The sequence below is a fragment of the Butyrivibrio sp. AE2032 genome, assembly GCF_000702965.1.
This window is the reverse complement of record NZ_JNLF01000003.1, coordinates 1,502,471-1,517,676: the sequence shown is the minus strand read 5'-3', so window position 1 is coordinate 1,517,676 and position 15,206 is coordinate 1,502,471. Positions and strand designations below refer to the sequence as shown.

At 45.0% G+C, this 15,206-nt stretch carries 11 protein-coding genes; 2 read left to right on the top strand and 9 right to left on the bottom strand.

Features of this window, described 5'->3' with window-relative positions; genetic code table 11:
• Positions 1–26: 26 nt before the first annotated feature.
• The 4 genes from BO18_RS08735 to BO18_RS08720 are packed head-to-tail and all read right to left on the bottom strand — an operon-like array spanning position 27 to position 4,999.
• The gene (locus BO18_RS08735; protein WP_034445435.1) at positions 27–1,769 is read right to left on the bottom strand and encodes a DUF6044 family protein; all 1,743 of its coding nucleotides are present in this window, start codon (positions 1,767–1,769) and stop codon (positions 27–29) included.
• Positions 1,759–2,904 (bottom strand): N-acetyl sugar amidotransferase, encoded by a 1,146-nt coding sequence (locus tag BO18_RS08730; protein ID WP_081860967.1) that lies wholly within the window; start codon positions 2,902–2,904, stop codon positions 1,759–1,761. Before BO18_RS08730 ends, BO18_RS08735 begins: the two co-directional genes overlap by 11 nt.
• Before the next feature lie 31 nt (positions 2,905–2,935).
• Positions 2,936–4,099: an EpsG family protein gene (locus tag BO18_RS08725; RefSeq protein WP_034445433.1), complete on the bottom strand. Its 1,164-nt coding sequence runs from the start codon at positions 4,097–4,099 to the stop codon at positions 2,936–2,938.
• Complete coding sequence (locus BO18_RS08720; protein WP_034445431.1) at positions 4,100–4,999, bottom strand: YveK family protein; 900 nt, start codon at positions 4,997–4,999, stop codon at positions 4,100–4,102.
• A gap of 184 nt (positions 5,000–5,183) precedes the next feature.
• Here BO18_RS08720 and uvrB point away from each other — a divergent pair, with 184 nt between their 5' ends.
• Positions 5,184–7,175: an excinuclease ABC subunit UvrB gene (gene uvrB / locus BO18_RS08715; RefSeq protein ID WP_034445429.1), complete on the top strand. Its 1,992-nt coding sequence runs from the start codon at positions 5,184–5,186 to the stop codon at positions 7,173–7,175.
• 54 nt (positions 7,176–7,229) lie between these two features.
• Positions 7,230–10,100, top strand: coding sequence for an excinuclease ABC subunit UvrA (uvrA, locus tag BO18_RS08710; RefSeq protein ID WP_051688758.1), 2,871 nt, complete (start codon positions 7,230–7,232; stop codon positions 10,098–10,100).
• Positions 10,101–10,152: 52 nt separating this feature from the next.
• Here uvrA and BO18_RS08705 read toward each other — a convergent pair whose 3' ends face one another.
• The 5 genes from BO18_RS08705 to BO18_RS08685 all read right to left on the bottom strand — a co-directional run bounded on the left by BO18_RS08705 (position 10,153) and on the right by BO18_RS08685 (position 15,205).
• Positions 10,153–10,395 (bottom strand): hypothetical protein, encoded by a 243-nt coding sequence (locus tag BO18_RS08705; RefSeq protein ID WP_034445427.1) that lies wholly within the window; start codon positions 10,393–10,395, stop codon positions 10,153–10,155.
• Between the two features lie 4 nt (positions 10,396–10,399).
• Positions 10,400–11,578, bottom strand: a complete 1,179-nt coding sequence (locus BO18_RS32565) for a serine/threonine protein kinase (protein WP_051688591.1) — start codon at positions 11,576–11,578, stop codon at positions 10,400–10,402.
• 90 nt (positions 11,579–11,668) lie between these two features.
• On the bottom strand, positions 11,669–12,457 hold the full coding sequence (locus BO18_RS08695) for a PP2C family protein-serine/threonine phosphatase (protein ID WP_034445425.1): 789 nt from the start codon (positions 12,455–12,457) through the stop codon (positions 11,669–11,671).
• Between the two features lie 210 nt (positions 12,458–12,667).
• A complete protein-coding gene (locus BO18_RS08690) occupies positions 12,668–13,987 on the bottom strand; it encodes a S41 family peptidase (RefSeq protein WP_081860966.1) in 1,320 nt (439 codons plus the stop codon).
• Positions 13,988–14,002: 15 nt separating this feature from the next.
• Positions 14,003–15,205: a murein hydrolase activator EnvC family protein gene (locus BO18_RS08685; protein ID WP_034447186.1), complete on the bottom strand. Its 1,203-nt coding sequence runs from the start codon at positions 15,203–15,205 to the stop codon at positions 14,003–14,005.
• Position 15,206: the final 1 nt, after the last annotated feature.

The window sequence follows — 15,206 nt, the reverse complement described above, 5'->3', positions numbered from 1 at the left end:
ATCACACTGCAGAATTAATAGTCTTTTTATAATTGGTAAAGGTATATGGTGTAGGGACTGGAGGCATCCATGTAGGTGCCAACAAGCTTCAGGCCAATCTCTGACGCATTGCTTATCTCAAATCTTGCGAAGATGTACTTGCACTCAAGACTCTTTAGTTCATCCATATTTGCCAAAAGCCTTTTGTCCACCGGATCCATTACACGAAGTGGTGCATAGGTATTTTCATCATCGGCAGAAATAAGATTAACTCTGGCGCCCCAGCCAACAAAATATGAGGCCAGTGAAGGAGATCCCGGAAAGGCAGGCTCAATAACCTTTGTCCACTTATCCTTATATTCCTGGGCATACATTCCAAGATAGCCATCAACTGATGCTATACCGTTGTAGTTCAGGATAGCAGGATGCATTCCGAAAGTCGCGGACCATTCACCCTTATAATCGATGTCTTCCTTAATCTTCTCAAAGAGCTCAACTGAATAGAACTCATTATAATTAACCGTACTGGTTTCCTTTTGCTTAATTACCTTATAGGCCTGATTGTAACAGGTGTAGTAGAAATCGTTGTATACCTGAGGTACGAACATTACTACCAGCACAGCCAGTGTCACGATAACATTTGCAAGGAGCTTAAAGTTCTTTTTCCCAAGGTCATACATTCTGATGCATACAAGAAGCAACTCTGCATACCAGAGGAAAGTGTTGAAGTAAGCAGTTCTTGCAAACTCAAAACCTGTAAGAGGTGGAACAAGCATCTCAAAAAGATGTCTGAAGGGCGCAAACTGGTACAGACCAAAGATCAGCACGTTGAAGATGATCCAGAACATCACCAGATTTACAGGGTCTGTCAGTATCTCTTTTGCCTTTCCGGCCTTAATGTGAGATGCATTGATAACTACCAGCGCGATAAGCACTACTCCAAGAACGATGTATGTATGGGAATCCTCCGAGTGGAAGGATGCGTTTACAAACTCATTAAAAGCTGTGACCATGGCCTGTCCAAAAGAAAGATCTCCATGATCCATAGTGGTCCTTATTGTAACAGTGTCTGTTCCAAGCATCTGTCCAAAGAGCCTGTACTCGAAAAGCACATAGCCAAGGGAAAGGATCACGATGGAAGCAAAAGTGCTCTTGGGAAATTTCTTATCCTTCACCCACAAAATGATCACTGCCACTACCATGTAGCTCAGGATAAAGAATCCGTGGTAGGAGAAGTAGGACACGATTGGATAACAGAAAACTGCCACATACCAGGGAAGCCTCTCTTTGAGACTCTGGGCAAAGTATAGTTTTCTCAGAAAGAAAATGATAAGAGGCACAGATGTAAAGGCAATGCCGTAGGTCGGGAAAACCGGGATCAGCGCAAAGGCTGTTGCGATCACCACAACCAGGGGCTTGTAGTTTTCGTACTTCTCTTTATAAAAGTCTTTTGCAAGCAGGATAAAAGAGATCATTCCGATGGCAATCTTCGCTGCATAACCTGCCAGATATGCCCACACTCCTGGGAGGCAGATGTAAAAGAGATTATACAGATTAAACTCTGACCCAAACAGATCCCTGGAAATCCCGTGCATGATCGGAGCGTCAACTCCATGAGCGAACCAGATGCCTGCTTTTTTCAGCATCTCATAGTGGCCCATGAAAAGATCTAAATTATCATGGATCTGAAAATAGCTCTCCCCACGAAATACAAGGAACACTGCCGCTTGTATAAGAAGCAGTGTTCCTGTTAAGTACAGATACCAGTTTTTACAGGTTTTATGACTCATAATCCTCACCTACAGTGAACTTTGGTTTCCACTTTCCGTCTACCTTCTCGAAGAGATCTGTGTTGACGTATTTGTCTACAACCTCCCAGAACTCCTCCTTGGTAATGCTCAGATATTTGCAGGCCTTCTCAATATACTTCTCACCACAAAGACCATCAAACTCGTTCACATACCACTTTCCGCTCTCACGGTCAAATCTGCCCTCTCTGATGTCGTAGCAGATCTCATCTGTAGCATAGCCAAAACCAAACTTCAGATACTTGATCATCTGGTTAGGAATCTGAAGATCACTATCAAGTGCTGTGTATCTTCTATATCTTCCAAGCTCATGAAGATCATCAGCTCTTCCAGTCAGGCCTCTTGCAATGGCAAAATCTGCATTGTGAACCTGTGACCACTCCTTAGCATAGTACTGAAGAAATATAGCCCGGATTCCCTTGGCCTGCATCTCCTCAACAGTAGGGATCTTGTAGAAGAAAAGATCTTTCTCTGTGATGTTGTTTGACAGATCTACGAAGCTGTCTACGCTTGCTCCACGGATTGTCTCCAGCTGCATTACTGAAAATGCATTTCCGGTAGCTTCCTGATTCTTGGCAGCTCCAAGTGTAAGAGCAGCGTTCTCACCCTGGATAATAAGTGGGATGTTGAACTTTACAGCCATAATATATGAAGATGCCCACAGGCAGTATTCTGAAGCAGCAATTATATTGCCGCGCTCAAAGAATGACTTCCTTGCCAGCTTCTTTGCAACTGTAGGATTAAGTCTGATTGAGATAATGTCAAAGCCCAGATTGTTGAGATTCTGGATGTTCTTCTGTCCGATCTCAGTGATCTCATCAGGCATGCAGTTGATAAGAAGGGGATTAAGTCCCAGCTTCTCCTTGGCATATACTGCCTGGAAGGTTGAATCCTTACCGCCGGAAACACCAATGATACAGTCGTAGGTATTTCCACGCTTTTTAGCTTCCTCCTTTGCTTCCTCTGCAAAGCCCTTAAGCTCAGCTTCTCTTGCAGTCCAATCGATGGTAGCCTTTGATTCCTCATAGCGGCAGGCAAAGCAAATCTGCTCATCATCAAAAATGATACCGGGTCTGGTATCAGGCTGAAGGCAACGTTTACAGTATCTCATTTTCATAGTTTTTTCCTCCCCGAAATAATATCCGAATTTAAAATGTATCAGTCTGGTTAAGCCACCTGTGATCGTAGAATAACCAGCTCTTATATGGAAGCACCCTGACTCCCATCTTGTCTGCTTCCGTCAGGAAGTACAAAAAATACAAAATACAGAAAACCACAACCGCCGAAATTACCCGCTTCTTTTTTGTCTTATCCCGGATCCTGCAGATCAGATTAGGTAAAAGAAGTATCTGTGCGGTGGTCAGATAGTACGCAAACCTTGTGATCAGCGGAAGCCAGAAGCAGCTCACATAAAGCGCCAATGCCATGATGTTCATGTTAAAATACATCCGGTTGTCCACCTGGTCCCTAACTGCATCATTATAACACACAAGGCACAATCCAAGAACAAAGAGACATCCGAATAATGGTGCAGCATTCTCTATTATGGTGTGTACTTCCTCAATGTACACCGTGTTCCTGTAGGACGGATACAGCTTAAGCGCCAGATCAAGTATCTGGTTATGCAAAAGAGCTGCAACTGCGCTGACAGCTGCCAGTGGAATAAGGGCCCATCTCTTCCAATTGATCCTTGCTATAAAATACATTGGAATGACCACCAGCACACTCTTGTGGAAAGTGGCAGCAAAAAGAATAAGCGCAAAGAACTTTATCATCCCCTGAACATCGATATCCATGAGATACCTCAGAGCAAAGGTTGCAATGGCAAGGGCGAAATAATATCTTACCGTGTTAAAGCTCCTGTAGTAAAAGCCCATGGTCATGAACACAAAGAATCCCCAGGCAAAGCTGTCGCTCTGGTCGTAGAGCACCTTCAGGAAAACAGCTACGATCGCCGCTCCGAATACCCCAAACATAAGCAGGTAATCTTCTTTACCTGAAAGAGTGTAAAGTATCCTTACCACCAGATTAAATCCCGGCTCTGTGACAACATAGCCCTTCTGAAAAATTTCATGACAGGTTACAACATAGGTTCCGTAGTCATTTCCAACTTCAAGCCTCAGGGCTGCCAAAAGTGCCAAGATGGCAAACACAGCTACAAGATACAGGGTGTTAAGCGCCTTGCGTCTCGAGGTATATCCTGTCACGATCCTTCCGCCGGTAGCAACAAAGTCATAGGCAGAGTCTTCAGTTGTCTTTACGTGGCATGCCAAAACTATTGTGATGGCAGCTATAAAGGTATAAAGTACCATTTATTCCATCACTCCAACAATTTTGACATCCTGCTTTAACAGGGTATAGACTACCTTGTCCATTTCATCTGTATTATCTTTTCCGGGCTTAAGCTTTAGGATGACACCGTCAGCCTTTCTCATTCTGTCAAACTCATCCAGGTCATACCTGAACTGATCCGATGCAAGTTCAATATAGTTTCCATCATACTGCAGAAGGTGTGATCTGTTGACATTATATTCGTCAGTATCTCTTTTCCCTAGATATGGGATCTTAGGGTATCTCAGCGCCCAATCTCTCTCGGTATAGATAGCATCATCAAATATACCGTACAAAAGGACTGCGAAAAGGCTCACCAAAAGACCTATAAGCCCTCCAAGAAAGGCTGCATTGGGCTCCCTGGTATAGGCGTCATATACTTCTATATCTGCATCTGTCCAGACCTCTATGGTCTTGATCATGTCAATGATGTCAGCAAAAGCAGGAAGTGCAGTCTTGTAGGCATCTGAGATTTTCTGAACCAGCTCTTTATCTGTGCCAGTTACAACAACGGTGAGGATCCTGTAGTCCCCAAGGATCTCTCCCTTTACACTCTCAAGGATCTGGGCCTTTGTGATACCACTATCAACTTCCAATGCCTTGTTAACAATAGGATCATCCCTAAGGATTCCATCCCAGGTGTAGGCATTGTAATAGTCTACTCCGTTAGGAAACTCCTCGTGATTGAAGGTAATATAATAATCATTTCGAATCTGATAGACAGTGTTTCCACTCATTACATTACTGTAAATCACATAGATAAGAAGCCCCAGTATAGCCCCAACCACTGTTGCTGCCACCACCATCCATATACGTTTCCTGAATTGCCTCCAGAACCGCTTTAAATCTATGGGTCTTGCATAGAAGTCATTTGATGACATCTTATTCCTCCCTGTCAGGCGCTATGCCATTTGATGCCTGATCTTTATAATAACCTAATAATATCATAGTCCCCGCTCAAACTAAAGAAAGCAAACAAACGTTCTGAAATTCATAGACACTTTATCATAGAAATGGTATACTGACTCAATAAAGACATGTATAAAATACTCTTGCGGAGAATATATGGACTTTAAATTACACTCGGATTTTAAACCAACCGGTGATCAGCCGGAGGCAATAAGACAGCTTGTGGAAGGGTTTAAGGAAGGAAATCAGTTTGAGACCCTCCTTGGTGTTACAGGTTCCGGTAAGACCTTTACCATGGCAAATGTTATTGCGGCATTGAATAAGCCAACCCTTATCATCTCCCACAACAAGACCCTTGCCGGGCAGCTGTACGGTGAGATGAAGGAGTTCTTTCCAGAGAACGCGGTTGAATATTTTGTATCCTACTACGATTACTATCAGCCTGAGGCCTATGTGCCCCAGACTGATACTTATATTGCCAAGGATTCTTCTATCAATGATGAAATAGATAAGCTCAGACTCTCTGCGACAGCTTCACTTGCTGAGAGAAACGATGTTATCGTTGTGGCCAGTGTGTCCTGTATCTACGGTCTTGGAAGTCCCGAGGAATTTAAGGGTATGTCTATTTCCTTAAGGCCAGGAATGACCAAGGACAGAGATGAGCTGATAAAAGACCTTGTGGCCATTCAGTATAATCGAAACGACCTGGAACTTTCCAGATGTAATTTCAGGGTTCGAGGAGATACAGTTGAGATATTCCCTGCCAATGCGGATGAGTATCTTATTAGGGTAGAGTTTTTTGGAGACGAGATTGACAGGATAACTGAGGTTGAACCGGTTACATCCAAGGTTCACGCTGAGCTTACCCACGTCATGATTTATCCTGCGTCCCACTATGTTGTTCCTCAGGAGAAGATCAATATGGCCTGTGACAACATAGAAAAAGAGCTTGAGGAACAGGTTAAGTTCTTTAAGGGAGAGGACAGGCTTATTGAGGCCCAGAGGATCTCTGAGAGGACCAACTTTGATGTGGAGATGATGAGGGAAACTGGTTTTTGTTCAGGAATTGAGAACTACACCAGACACCTGAACTTTGCAAAGCCCGGTGAGCCTCCGCTTACACTCCTTGACTTCTTTGACAGGGATTTCCTTATAATCGTGGACGAGTCCCATATGACAATACCTCAGGTAGGAGCCATGTATCATGGCGACAGGAGCAGGAAGACTACTCTTGTGGAGTATGGCTTCAGACTTCCGTCTGCATTGGACAACAGGCCACTTAACTTTGAAGAGTTTGAGGGGCATATAGATCAAATGCTGTTCTGTTCAGCTACTCCAGGAAAGTATGAGGAGGAACATGAGCTCCTTAGGGCAGAACAGGTAATAAGACCAACAGGTCTTTTGGATCCGGAGGTGGATGTAAGGCCTGTAGAGGGACAGATAGATGACCTGATTGGTGAGATCAGGAAGACGGTATCAGCAGGGAATAAGGTGCTTGTCACCACGCTTACCAAGCGCATGGCTGAGGATCTGACCCAGTACCTGGCAGAGTCAGGCATAAGAGTCAAATACCTTCATTCAGATATAGACACTCTTGAGAGAGCTGAGATCATCAGGGATATGCGACTTGATGTGTTCGATGTCCTTGTGGGAATCAACCTTTTAAGAGAGGGTCTGGATATCCCGGAGATTGCTCTGGTAGCCATAATCGATGCAGATAAAGAGGGATTCCTTCGTTCTGAAACATCCCTGATCCAGACAATTGGTAGAGCTGCCCGTAACTCAGAGGGCCATGTTATCATGTATGCAGACAACATGACGGACTCCATGAGTAAAGCCATTGAGGAGACGAAGAGACGTCGTGCTATTCAGCAGAAGTATAACGAAGAGAATGGTATCACGCCTCAGACTATCAAGAAGGCAGTCAGAGATCTTATAGCAGTAACCAAGGCTGTTGCCAAGGAAGAGGTTAAGTTTGAGAAATCACCTGAATCCATGGACAGACAGGAACTGGAGAAACTCATGGAACAGGTTCAGAAGAAGATGAAAAGGGCTGCTACAGAGCTGGATTTCGAGACTGCTGCTATGCTGCGTGATGAACTCATTGAGCTTAAGAAAGTACACCAAGAGCTCACTTCAGGACTGTGAACACCTAACCTCTTTGTTTCAATATAGAAGGGAAATAATATGTCAGAAAGCAAGATGACAAAAAAGAACACCACCAAGAGGATTCTTCCCTCTGATATCCATGACTATATCAGGGTTCGTGGTGCCAGTGAACATAACCTTAAGCACGTCAGTGTAAAGATCCCAAGGGAGACCCTGACAGTTTTGACCGGTGTATCAGGATCCGGAAAGTCCTCCCTGGCCTTTGAGACTATTTTTGCAGAGGGTCAGAGAAGGTACATGGAGTCCCTTTCTTCCTATGCAAGAATGTTCCTTGGCCAGATGGATAAACCAAATGTAGAGTCCATAGAGGGTCTTTCTCCTACGATTTCCATAGATCAGAAGTCTACCAACAAAAATCCCAGATCAACAGTTGGAACTGTCACTGAAATATATGACCACTTTAGACTTTTGTATGCGAGAATAGGTATTCCCCATTGTCCAAACTGTGGCAGAGAGATCCGCAGACAGACTGTGGATGAGATGTGCGATCAGATCATGGCTCTTGGAGATGGGACCAAGCTCCAGATTCTGGCCCCTGTCGTAAGGGGTAAAAAGGGTGAACATCAAAAGACCCTGGACAGAGCTAAGAGAGCCGGCTATGTGAGAGCCAGGATTGATGGAAGCCAGTACGAGATTTCTGAAGAAGAGATCAAGCTGGACAAGAACATCAAGCACAGCATTGAGATCATCGTGGACAGGATTGTTGTTCGTGATGACAATGAGAATTTAAGAAGACGACTTACAGACTCCATAGAGAGTGCCCTTCAGCTTGCAGATGGGCTTCTTGTGGTGGATGTTGTGGATGGACAGGAGCTCAATTTCAGTCAGAACTTTGCCTGCCCCGATTGCGGAATCAGTATCCCTGAGCTGGAGCCAAGAAGCTTTTCCTTCAACAATCCCTTTGGTGCCTGCCCTGAATGTGTTGGACTTGGATATAAGATGAAGTTTGATGAAGACCTTATGATCCCGGATAAGAGTCTTTCCATAAATGACGGTTGTATAGTGGTAATGGGCTGGCAATCTGCAAATAAGGACTCCAGTTTCAGTAACGCAACCTTAAGAGCTCTGGCTAAGGAGTACAAGTTCAGTCTTGATACTCCCTTTGAGGATCTTTCCGATAAGGTGAAAGAGGTTCTGATCCACGGAGCTGACAGGGAAGTTATGGTCCACTACAAGGGTCAGCGCGGAGAAGGCGATTATCCTATCAGATTTGAGGGGCTTATTAAGAACGTAGAACAGCGCTACAGAGAGACTTTTTCTGAGGCCATGAAGGCGGAGTACGAGGAGTATATGCGTATCACGCCCTGTCAGCTCTGCGGTGGACAAAGGCTTAAGAAGGAAGCTCTAGCTGTAACTATAGATAACAAGAATATCTATGAGATCACTTCCATGTCCATAGATGAACTCCAGACCTATCTGGAGAACATGAAACTTACTGAGCATCAGGAGATGATCGGTTCTCAGGTATTAAAAGAGATCCGTGCCAGGGTAGGTTTCCTTGTGGATGTAGGACTGGACTACCTGTCACTTTCAAGGGCGACAGGAACCCTTTCCGGAGGAGAAGCGCAAAGGATAAGGCTGGCAACTCAGATTGGTTCAGGCCTTTGTGGAGTATGCTACATTTTGGACGAGCCAAGTATCGGACTTCACCAGAGAGATAATGATAAGCTCCTCAATACACTTAAGAACCTCAGAGACCTTGGTAATACTCTTATCGTAGTTGAACATGATGAGGATACCATGAGGGCTGCTGACTACATTGTTGACGTGGGCCCGGGAGCCGGATCCCACGGAGGAAAAATCGTAGCCTGCGGTACAGCAGAAGATATCATGAAGGTAAAGGAGTCTATCACTGGACAGTATCTTTCAGGTAAACTTAAGATACCGGTACCGGAGGTTAGAAGAAAACCTACCGGATGGCTTAAAATCGTGGGTGCTCAGGAGAATAACCTTAAGAATATAGACATTGATGTTCCGGTTGGAGTAATGACCATTGTTACGGGAGTGTCCGGATCCGGAAAAAGCTCTTTTGTCAACGAGATACTGTATAAGCATTTGGCAAGAGATCTTAACAGGGCCAGATGCATCCCTGGCAAACACAAGGCTATCGAAGGCCTGGAACAGGTGGATAAGGTCATCGCCATAGACCAGTCTCCTATTGGAAGAACACCTCGTTCTAACCCTGCCACCTACACCGGAGTCTTTGACATGATCAGGGACCTGTTCGCAGGAACCCCCGATGCCAAGGCAAGAGGTTATAAGAAGGGAAGATTTTCTTTCAATGTTAAGGGCGGAAGGTGTGAAGCCTGCGGCGGAGATGGTATCATCAAGATAGAGATGCACTTTTTGCCTGATGTTTATGTTCCCTGTGAAGTTTGCGGCGGAAAGAGATACAACCACGAGACTCTTGAAGTAAAATATAAGGGAAAGAATATTTATGATGTCCTTGACATGACCGTTGAGGAGGCTCTTAAGTTCTTCGAAAACGTAAAGACCATCAAGCGTAAGATCCAGACCCTCTACGATGTAGGGCTTGGTTATGTAAAGCTTGGACAACCCAGCACGGAGCTTTCCGGCGGAGAAGCTCAGCGAATAAAGCTTGCTACAGAGCTTAGTAAGGTGGGAACAGGTAAGACTGTTTACATCCTGGATGAGCCCACAACAGGTCTCCACTTTGCGGATGTTCAAAAGCTTGTTAAGATCATGCATGAATTGGTGGAGCAGGGCAATACAGTTGTAGTAATTGAGCACAATCTGGATGTCATAAAGACCGGAGACTACATTATCGATATGGGACCTGAGGGAGGTTCCAAGGGCGGCACCGTAGTGGTAGCCGGAACTCCGGAGGAGGTTGCCAAGTGCAAGAAGTCCTACACCGGAGCATATATTAAAAAGATGCTCTAACTAGCTGCAGTAAAACAATCCCCAACAATAGTATGACTCTTTTAATCCAGCCCTACATCAGATTAAAAGAGTCATAGGTGTAAACCAGATCCTGTTCAATAACAAAATCTTCGTCACAGACTGCGAAGCTTCCACCCTTGTCGCCCAATAGCTGTGTGGTGCACATTGCAGCTGTAGCTGCGCCTTCAGGCTCTGCCGGTGGGTCTGCACCAATCCCTGTCAGGATGCTTCCAAGCCCCAGGATAACCACAAGAGCCACGAAAACCAGAGCAAAGGTATAAACAAATATCAGCATTATTTCACGTCCTTTCAAAAGTATTATCAAAACTATCAGGGTTATCTTCATTTTCAAAAGGCATACCTATCGTTGGAGTCAGGTGATCCACCTCCAGATAATCCATATCCTGTCCCCAAGAATCAGTCTTACCTTCAACAGGCCAGAGCCCTCGCTCCTCTAAAAGACCTTTGATTCGAATCCCAGCGTATCCCAGTCTTTCCTTGACAGCAGGTATACGGGTTTCTGCATCAGTAGCTGCATAGCTTACTACTGACTCATAATGTGCAAACCCAAAGCTTACCACCAGGGCTACAGCAAAAGCCGCTACAGCTATTTGAAGATTTCTCACAAGCATATTCATAAGCCGTTTCCCCGGATATTTCCTTAACTCTTTGGCTATTCCTTCGCAGTTTTCAAAGCGATCCTCCCTGTCAGGCCTGGTACACTTATCAATGATCTGCATAAGCTCAGGAGAGCACTTTCCTCCTACCATCTGGAGCATAGTCCTGCCAAAGCAGTAGATATCTGTCCTCGGATCCGTCTGTCCAAGGCTTCCAAACTGCTCAGGAGCAGCAAATCCATAGGTTCCCAGATTCAGGGTATCCACCGCCCCTTCCCTGCTATAAAGCCTGGCTGCGCCAAAATCTATCAACGAAACATGTCCATCCGGACGGATCATGATATTAGCAGGCTTTAAATCCCTATATATTACAGGCACTCTTTGCTCACTCATATCCCCATGTGATCCGCATCCTTCGCTCTTATGAAGATATCCCAGTACCTCCAGTAGCTCTAATCCGATAGCCACAGCTTCCTTCTCCGAAAGCCTTCCCTTTTTCTTCAGCACCTTCTCAAGGCTGTTCCCGGGAACATATTCCAGAACAAAAGCATCCTCATAGGCTGCTACCAGCCCTGGAATTGCCGGATGATGAAGGCTTCCCAGAAGCAAAGTTTCATTTTCAGCCTCAGCACTGAGCATAAGCCTGGCATCACGTCCCAAACTTTTGACTGCCTGTTCACCCTTATCATCTGTCCCAGCCTTTTTCTTTCCATAACTGTTTTCTTTTAACACTTTCACGGCCACCGGCTCATTACGCTGCAGATCCACAGCCAAATAGACCACGCTGCTTCCGCCTTCTCCGATCTTTCTTAATATTCTGTATCTATCCCTGTAAATGCTCTCATTCTTCAAATATTCCATATCACAATTCCTTTCCACAACCAAACCCAACAGCCTCACCCAACATCCGTCTTATTCTTCATACAGCACGCAATACTCTGCTAAATCTCCTCAGGCACCAAGCCCCAGGCTCATGGCTGCCACCGAAATATTGTCCTGTTCTCGTCTTTCAACCGCCAGATTCGCCAGCTTCCTGCATTCCTCAAGCATATCGTCTGGCGTCACACACATCTGGGGACAAAGCTTTTCATGAATCTCAAAAGGCTCCAGCTTTCTCCAAAAGCCATCGCTACAAACTACAACCGTGGTGTTGCCCTTAAGTTCGCCACTTCTGATATCAGGCTCCACCGACGAAGTAGTGCCTAGGCACTGAAGCAGCACATTTCTCTCAGGATCGCTGTCAGCTTCTTCACTACTTATGAGCCCTTTATCCAGCTTATCCTGTAGTACACTCTGATCCTTTGTTATGGCCACGGCCTTTTCCCGGTCAACAAGATAAATCCTGGAATCCCCGATATTAAAGGTCATATACTTATTTCCTATCTGCAAAAGAGCTGTCAGAGTAGTTCCCAGTTTTATGCCCCGATGTTTGCCATAGCGCCTAATATCGGCGTTGACTCTGACAAGGAGCCTTAATACAGACTTCTCCACTGTATCCCACAGCTGCTCTTCCTCCATGTTCTGCATCAGGGTCAGCTCCTCCATGAACCAGTTCTCCATGGCCCTTATAGCTTTACAGCTGGCCACTTCGCCCTTCTTAAGTCCTCCCATTCCGTCACACACACAGGCAAAAGAAATCCTGCCGTACCTTTTAGTATTGGCCACCTTTACCATAGCTGCGTCCTGATTAATTTTCCGCACTTTTCCTGCGTCAGTAAAAATACATGCTTTAACTTCCATAAACACTCCTAAAACAAAAAAATGGAATCGCTGCCCGAATTGGGCAAAAGTAAAAAAGGAAGACAAACTTCACTAAACTCGAAAGAACCTCGTTAAGTGAATTTGCCGGGTTCGCACCAGACTCGAAAAAACCTCGCCAGGTGCTCTACACCAAAAAAAAGACTGTGTCGCAACTTCGCGACACAGTCTCGTATATTACTATCATTTTATTTAGTTGTCAAGAAGATCTTCCATGACCTCCAAAGCCTTTTCCATCTGATTGTCTGTCTTGTCCTCAGAATAGGCATCAGAGTCAAACTCAATCTCCACATCAGGATCAATTCCTATGCCATGGATGTTATTGCCGTTAGGTGTATAGTAATCGCTGACAGTAAGCTTTATGGCTGTTCCGTCCTTAAGATCAAATATCCGCTGGACAATACCCTTTCCATAAGTGGTTGTTCCCACCAGCTTGCCAATTCCATAGTCCTTAATGGCTCCTGAAAGAATCTCTGATGCGCTGGCAGAATACTGGTTTACCAGAACGACTACAGGAATATCGATCTGTTTTGTACCATCGCAGCTGTAGTCTTCCCTCTCTCCATTTCTGTCTACGGTATATACTATAAGTCCCTTAGGAAGTATCTCCCTTGCGATATCGCACACTGCCTGAAGGCTTCCTCCGGGGTTACTTCTAAGATCAATGATAAGTCCCCTGATATTGTTTTCCCTAAGCTCTGCCATTCCTTCCTTAAACTGATCAGGAGTAATGTCATCAAACTCAGTGATCTTCAGATATCCAATATCTTCTCTCTCACCAACAATCTCAGTGCTTACAGTAGGAACTTCAACTGCGGATCTCTCAACATCCACTTCAATCTGGTCGTTTTGGGATCCCCTAAGGATAGTCAGATGAACCGTAGTACCCTCAGGTCCCTTGATCATTGAAACCACATCGTCAAGCTCCAGGCCCTGCGTAGACTCCTTGTCCACTTCATAGATGATATCATCAGTCTGAAGCTCAGCTCTCTCCGCAGGAGTACCGGGAATAACGCCGGAGATACGTGGCAGATTCATGTCCTCATCGATGCTTACATAAGCGCCGATTCCGTAGTAGACACCTGCTGTATCGCTCATGAGCTCTTCCAGCTCTTCCTCAGTGTAATAAACCGAGTAAGGATCTCCAAGAGAGTCCATAAGCCCCTTATACATGCCGATCGCTTCAGCCTCTTTATCCACATCAGGCTTGTAGTAATAGGTATCTATAGTATCTTCCAGAATCTGTATCTTACTTATGGTCTCATCATTGATAAGCTCCTCGCCACCTGAAAGACTGGCAGATGCCGGTGCCATTGGCCTTCCTGTCCTTAATCCATATACCAGATAAAGACCGGCACATATGAAAAGAGCTATGAAACACCCGATAAGGATTCCGCTTACGAATCTTCTGGTAAGTTTTTTCTTCTGTTCCCTGATTTCCTGCTCATTAGGATCCTGTGTAGGCACCATGCCCATTGGACCACTATTAAAACTACCGTTATTAATATCCACTTTATGCTCCTAAAATCACTTGAGATAGTTCCAAGGACTTACATAATTACCATTTAATCTTACTCCGAAATGCAGATGTGGACCTGTGGATCTTCCGGTAGATCCAACTGCTGCTATCTTCGTTCCGGAAGTAACGTCCTGTCCTTTTGACACATATAGTGCCGAGCAATGCATATAGATCGTGTACAGTCCGTTACCATGGCTGATCATGATGTAATTACCCATAGTAGAATTGTAATCCGCTGCAGCAACAGTTCCGTTATAAGCTGCAAGAATGGCAGATCCGGAAGGTGCAGCCAGGTCAATTCCGTTGTGCATTTTCTCAATACCGAGGGTGGGATGCATTCTCATTCCATAGTTGTCTGAAATCCTGGTGTAATTAGGACAGGGCCAGGTGAACATTCCACCATCATACTTGTATCTGCTGTAAAGCTCAGCCTTATCAGCTGCGACCTCTTTCTCAAGAGCTGCAATGGCAGCATTCTCGGCCTTTATCTCAGCCTCATACTCCGCAATAGCAGCCTCTTTGTTGGAAATATCAGATTTAACAGCTGAAAGCTCGTTGTTCTTTGTATCAATAAGTGACTGAAGATTTGCTTCCTCAGTTTCTCTTGCCTCCTTGGTGGCGTCTAAAGTTTCTTTTTCCTCCTCCAGAGCCTCCTTGGTGAGCCTTGTAAGCTCGGTGGTGGAGATGTATTCATTGAGCTTCTGCCTGTCATAGGAGGACAGCATCTCAATATATTCCGCCTTGTTCAGCATATCGGAAAAACTTCCGGACTCCATAAGGAGTTCAAAATAAAGCGTATCACCTCTTTCATACATGAATTTGATACGCTTTTTCATGGCTTCGTACTGAGCCTGCTGGATAGCTTCCGCCTCCTCAAGTTCAGCAGTTGTGACTTCAATCTCGTGTTCCTTCTTGGTTATCTCGTCATTAAGAGCATCGATCTTACTCTGTATATCAGTAAGCTCGCCGTCCAGCTGGGTGATGTATTTATTCAGGTCTGACTTGCTGGCTTCAAGCTCCTTTTTGACTTTTTCCAGATTAGTCTTGGCGCTGTTTAAGTTATCGCGCTCTTTTTTCGCTGCACTGATCTGGTTTTCCTTAGCCTTGATGGACTCTTCAGTAACAGCTGCGCTGCTGGTAAAAGAACTACCGGCCAGAGTAACTGCTATCATGAGAAGACACAAAAAGCCCCCAATTATTCTTTTTCTCATT

Excerpts from the sequence above, each read along its gene's own strand:
- BO18_RS08735 (WP_034445435.1), bottom strand. The coding sequence starts at position 1,769 with ATGAGTCATAAAACCTGTAAAAACTGGTATCTGTACTTAACAGGAACA.
- BO18_RS32565 (WP_051688591.1), bottom strand. The coding sequence starts at position 11,578 with ATGGAATATTTGAAGAATGAGAGCATTTACAGGGATAGATACAGAATA.
- uvrB (WP_034445429.1), top strand. The coding sequence starts at position 5,184 with ATGGACTTTAAATTACACTCGGATTTTAAACCAACCGGTGATCAGCCG.
- BO18_RS08705 (WP_034445427.1), bottom strand. The coding sequence starts at position 10,395 with ATGCTGATATTTGTTTATACCTTTGCTCTGGTTTTCGTGGCTCTTGTG.
- BO18_RS08685 (WP_034447186.1), bottom strand. The coding sequence starts at position 15,205 with ATGAGAAAAAGAATAATTGGGGGCTTTTTGTGTCTTCTCATGATAGCA.
- uvrA (WP_051688758.1), top strand. The coding sequence starts at position 7,230 with ATGACAAAAAAGAACACCACCAAGAGGATTCTTCCCTCTGATATCCAT.
- BO18_RS08695 (WP_034445425.1), bottom strand. The coding sequence starts at position 12,457 with ATGGAAGTTAAAGCATGTATTTTTACTGACGCAGGAAAAGTGCGGAAA.
- BO18_RS08730 (WP_081860967.1), bottom strand. The coding sequence starts at position 2,904 with ATGAAAATGAGATACTGTAAACGTTGCCTTCAGCCTGATACCAGACCC.
- BO18_RS08720 (WP_034445431.1), bottom strand. The coding sequence starts at position 4,999 with ATGTCATCAAATGACTTCTATGCAAGACCCATAGATTTAAAGCGGTTC.
- BO18_RS08725 (WP_034445433.1), bottom strand. The coding sequence starts at position 4,099 with ATGGTACTTTATACCTTTATAGCTGCCATCACAATAGTTTTGGCATGC.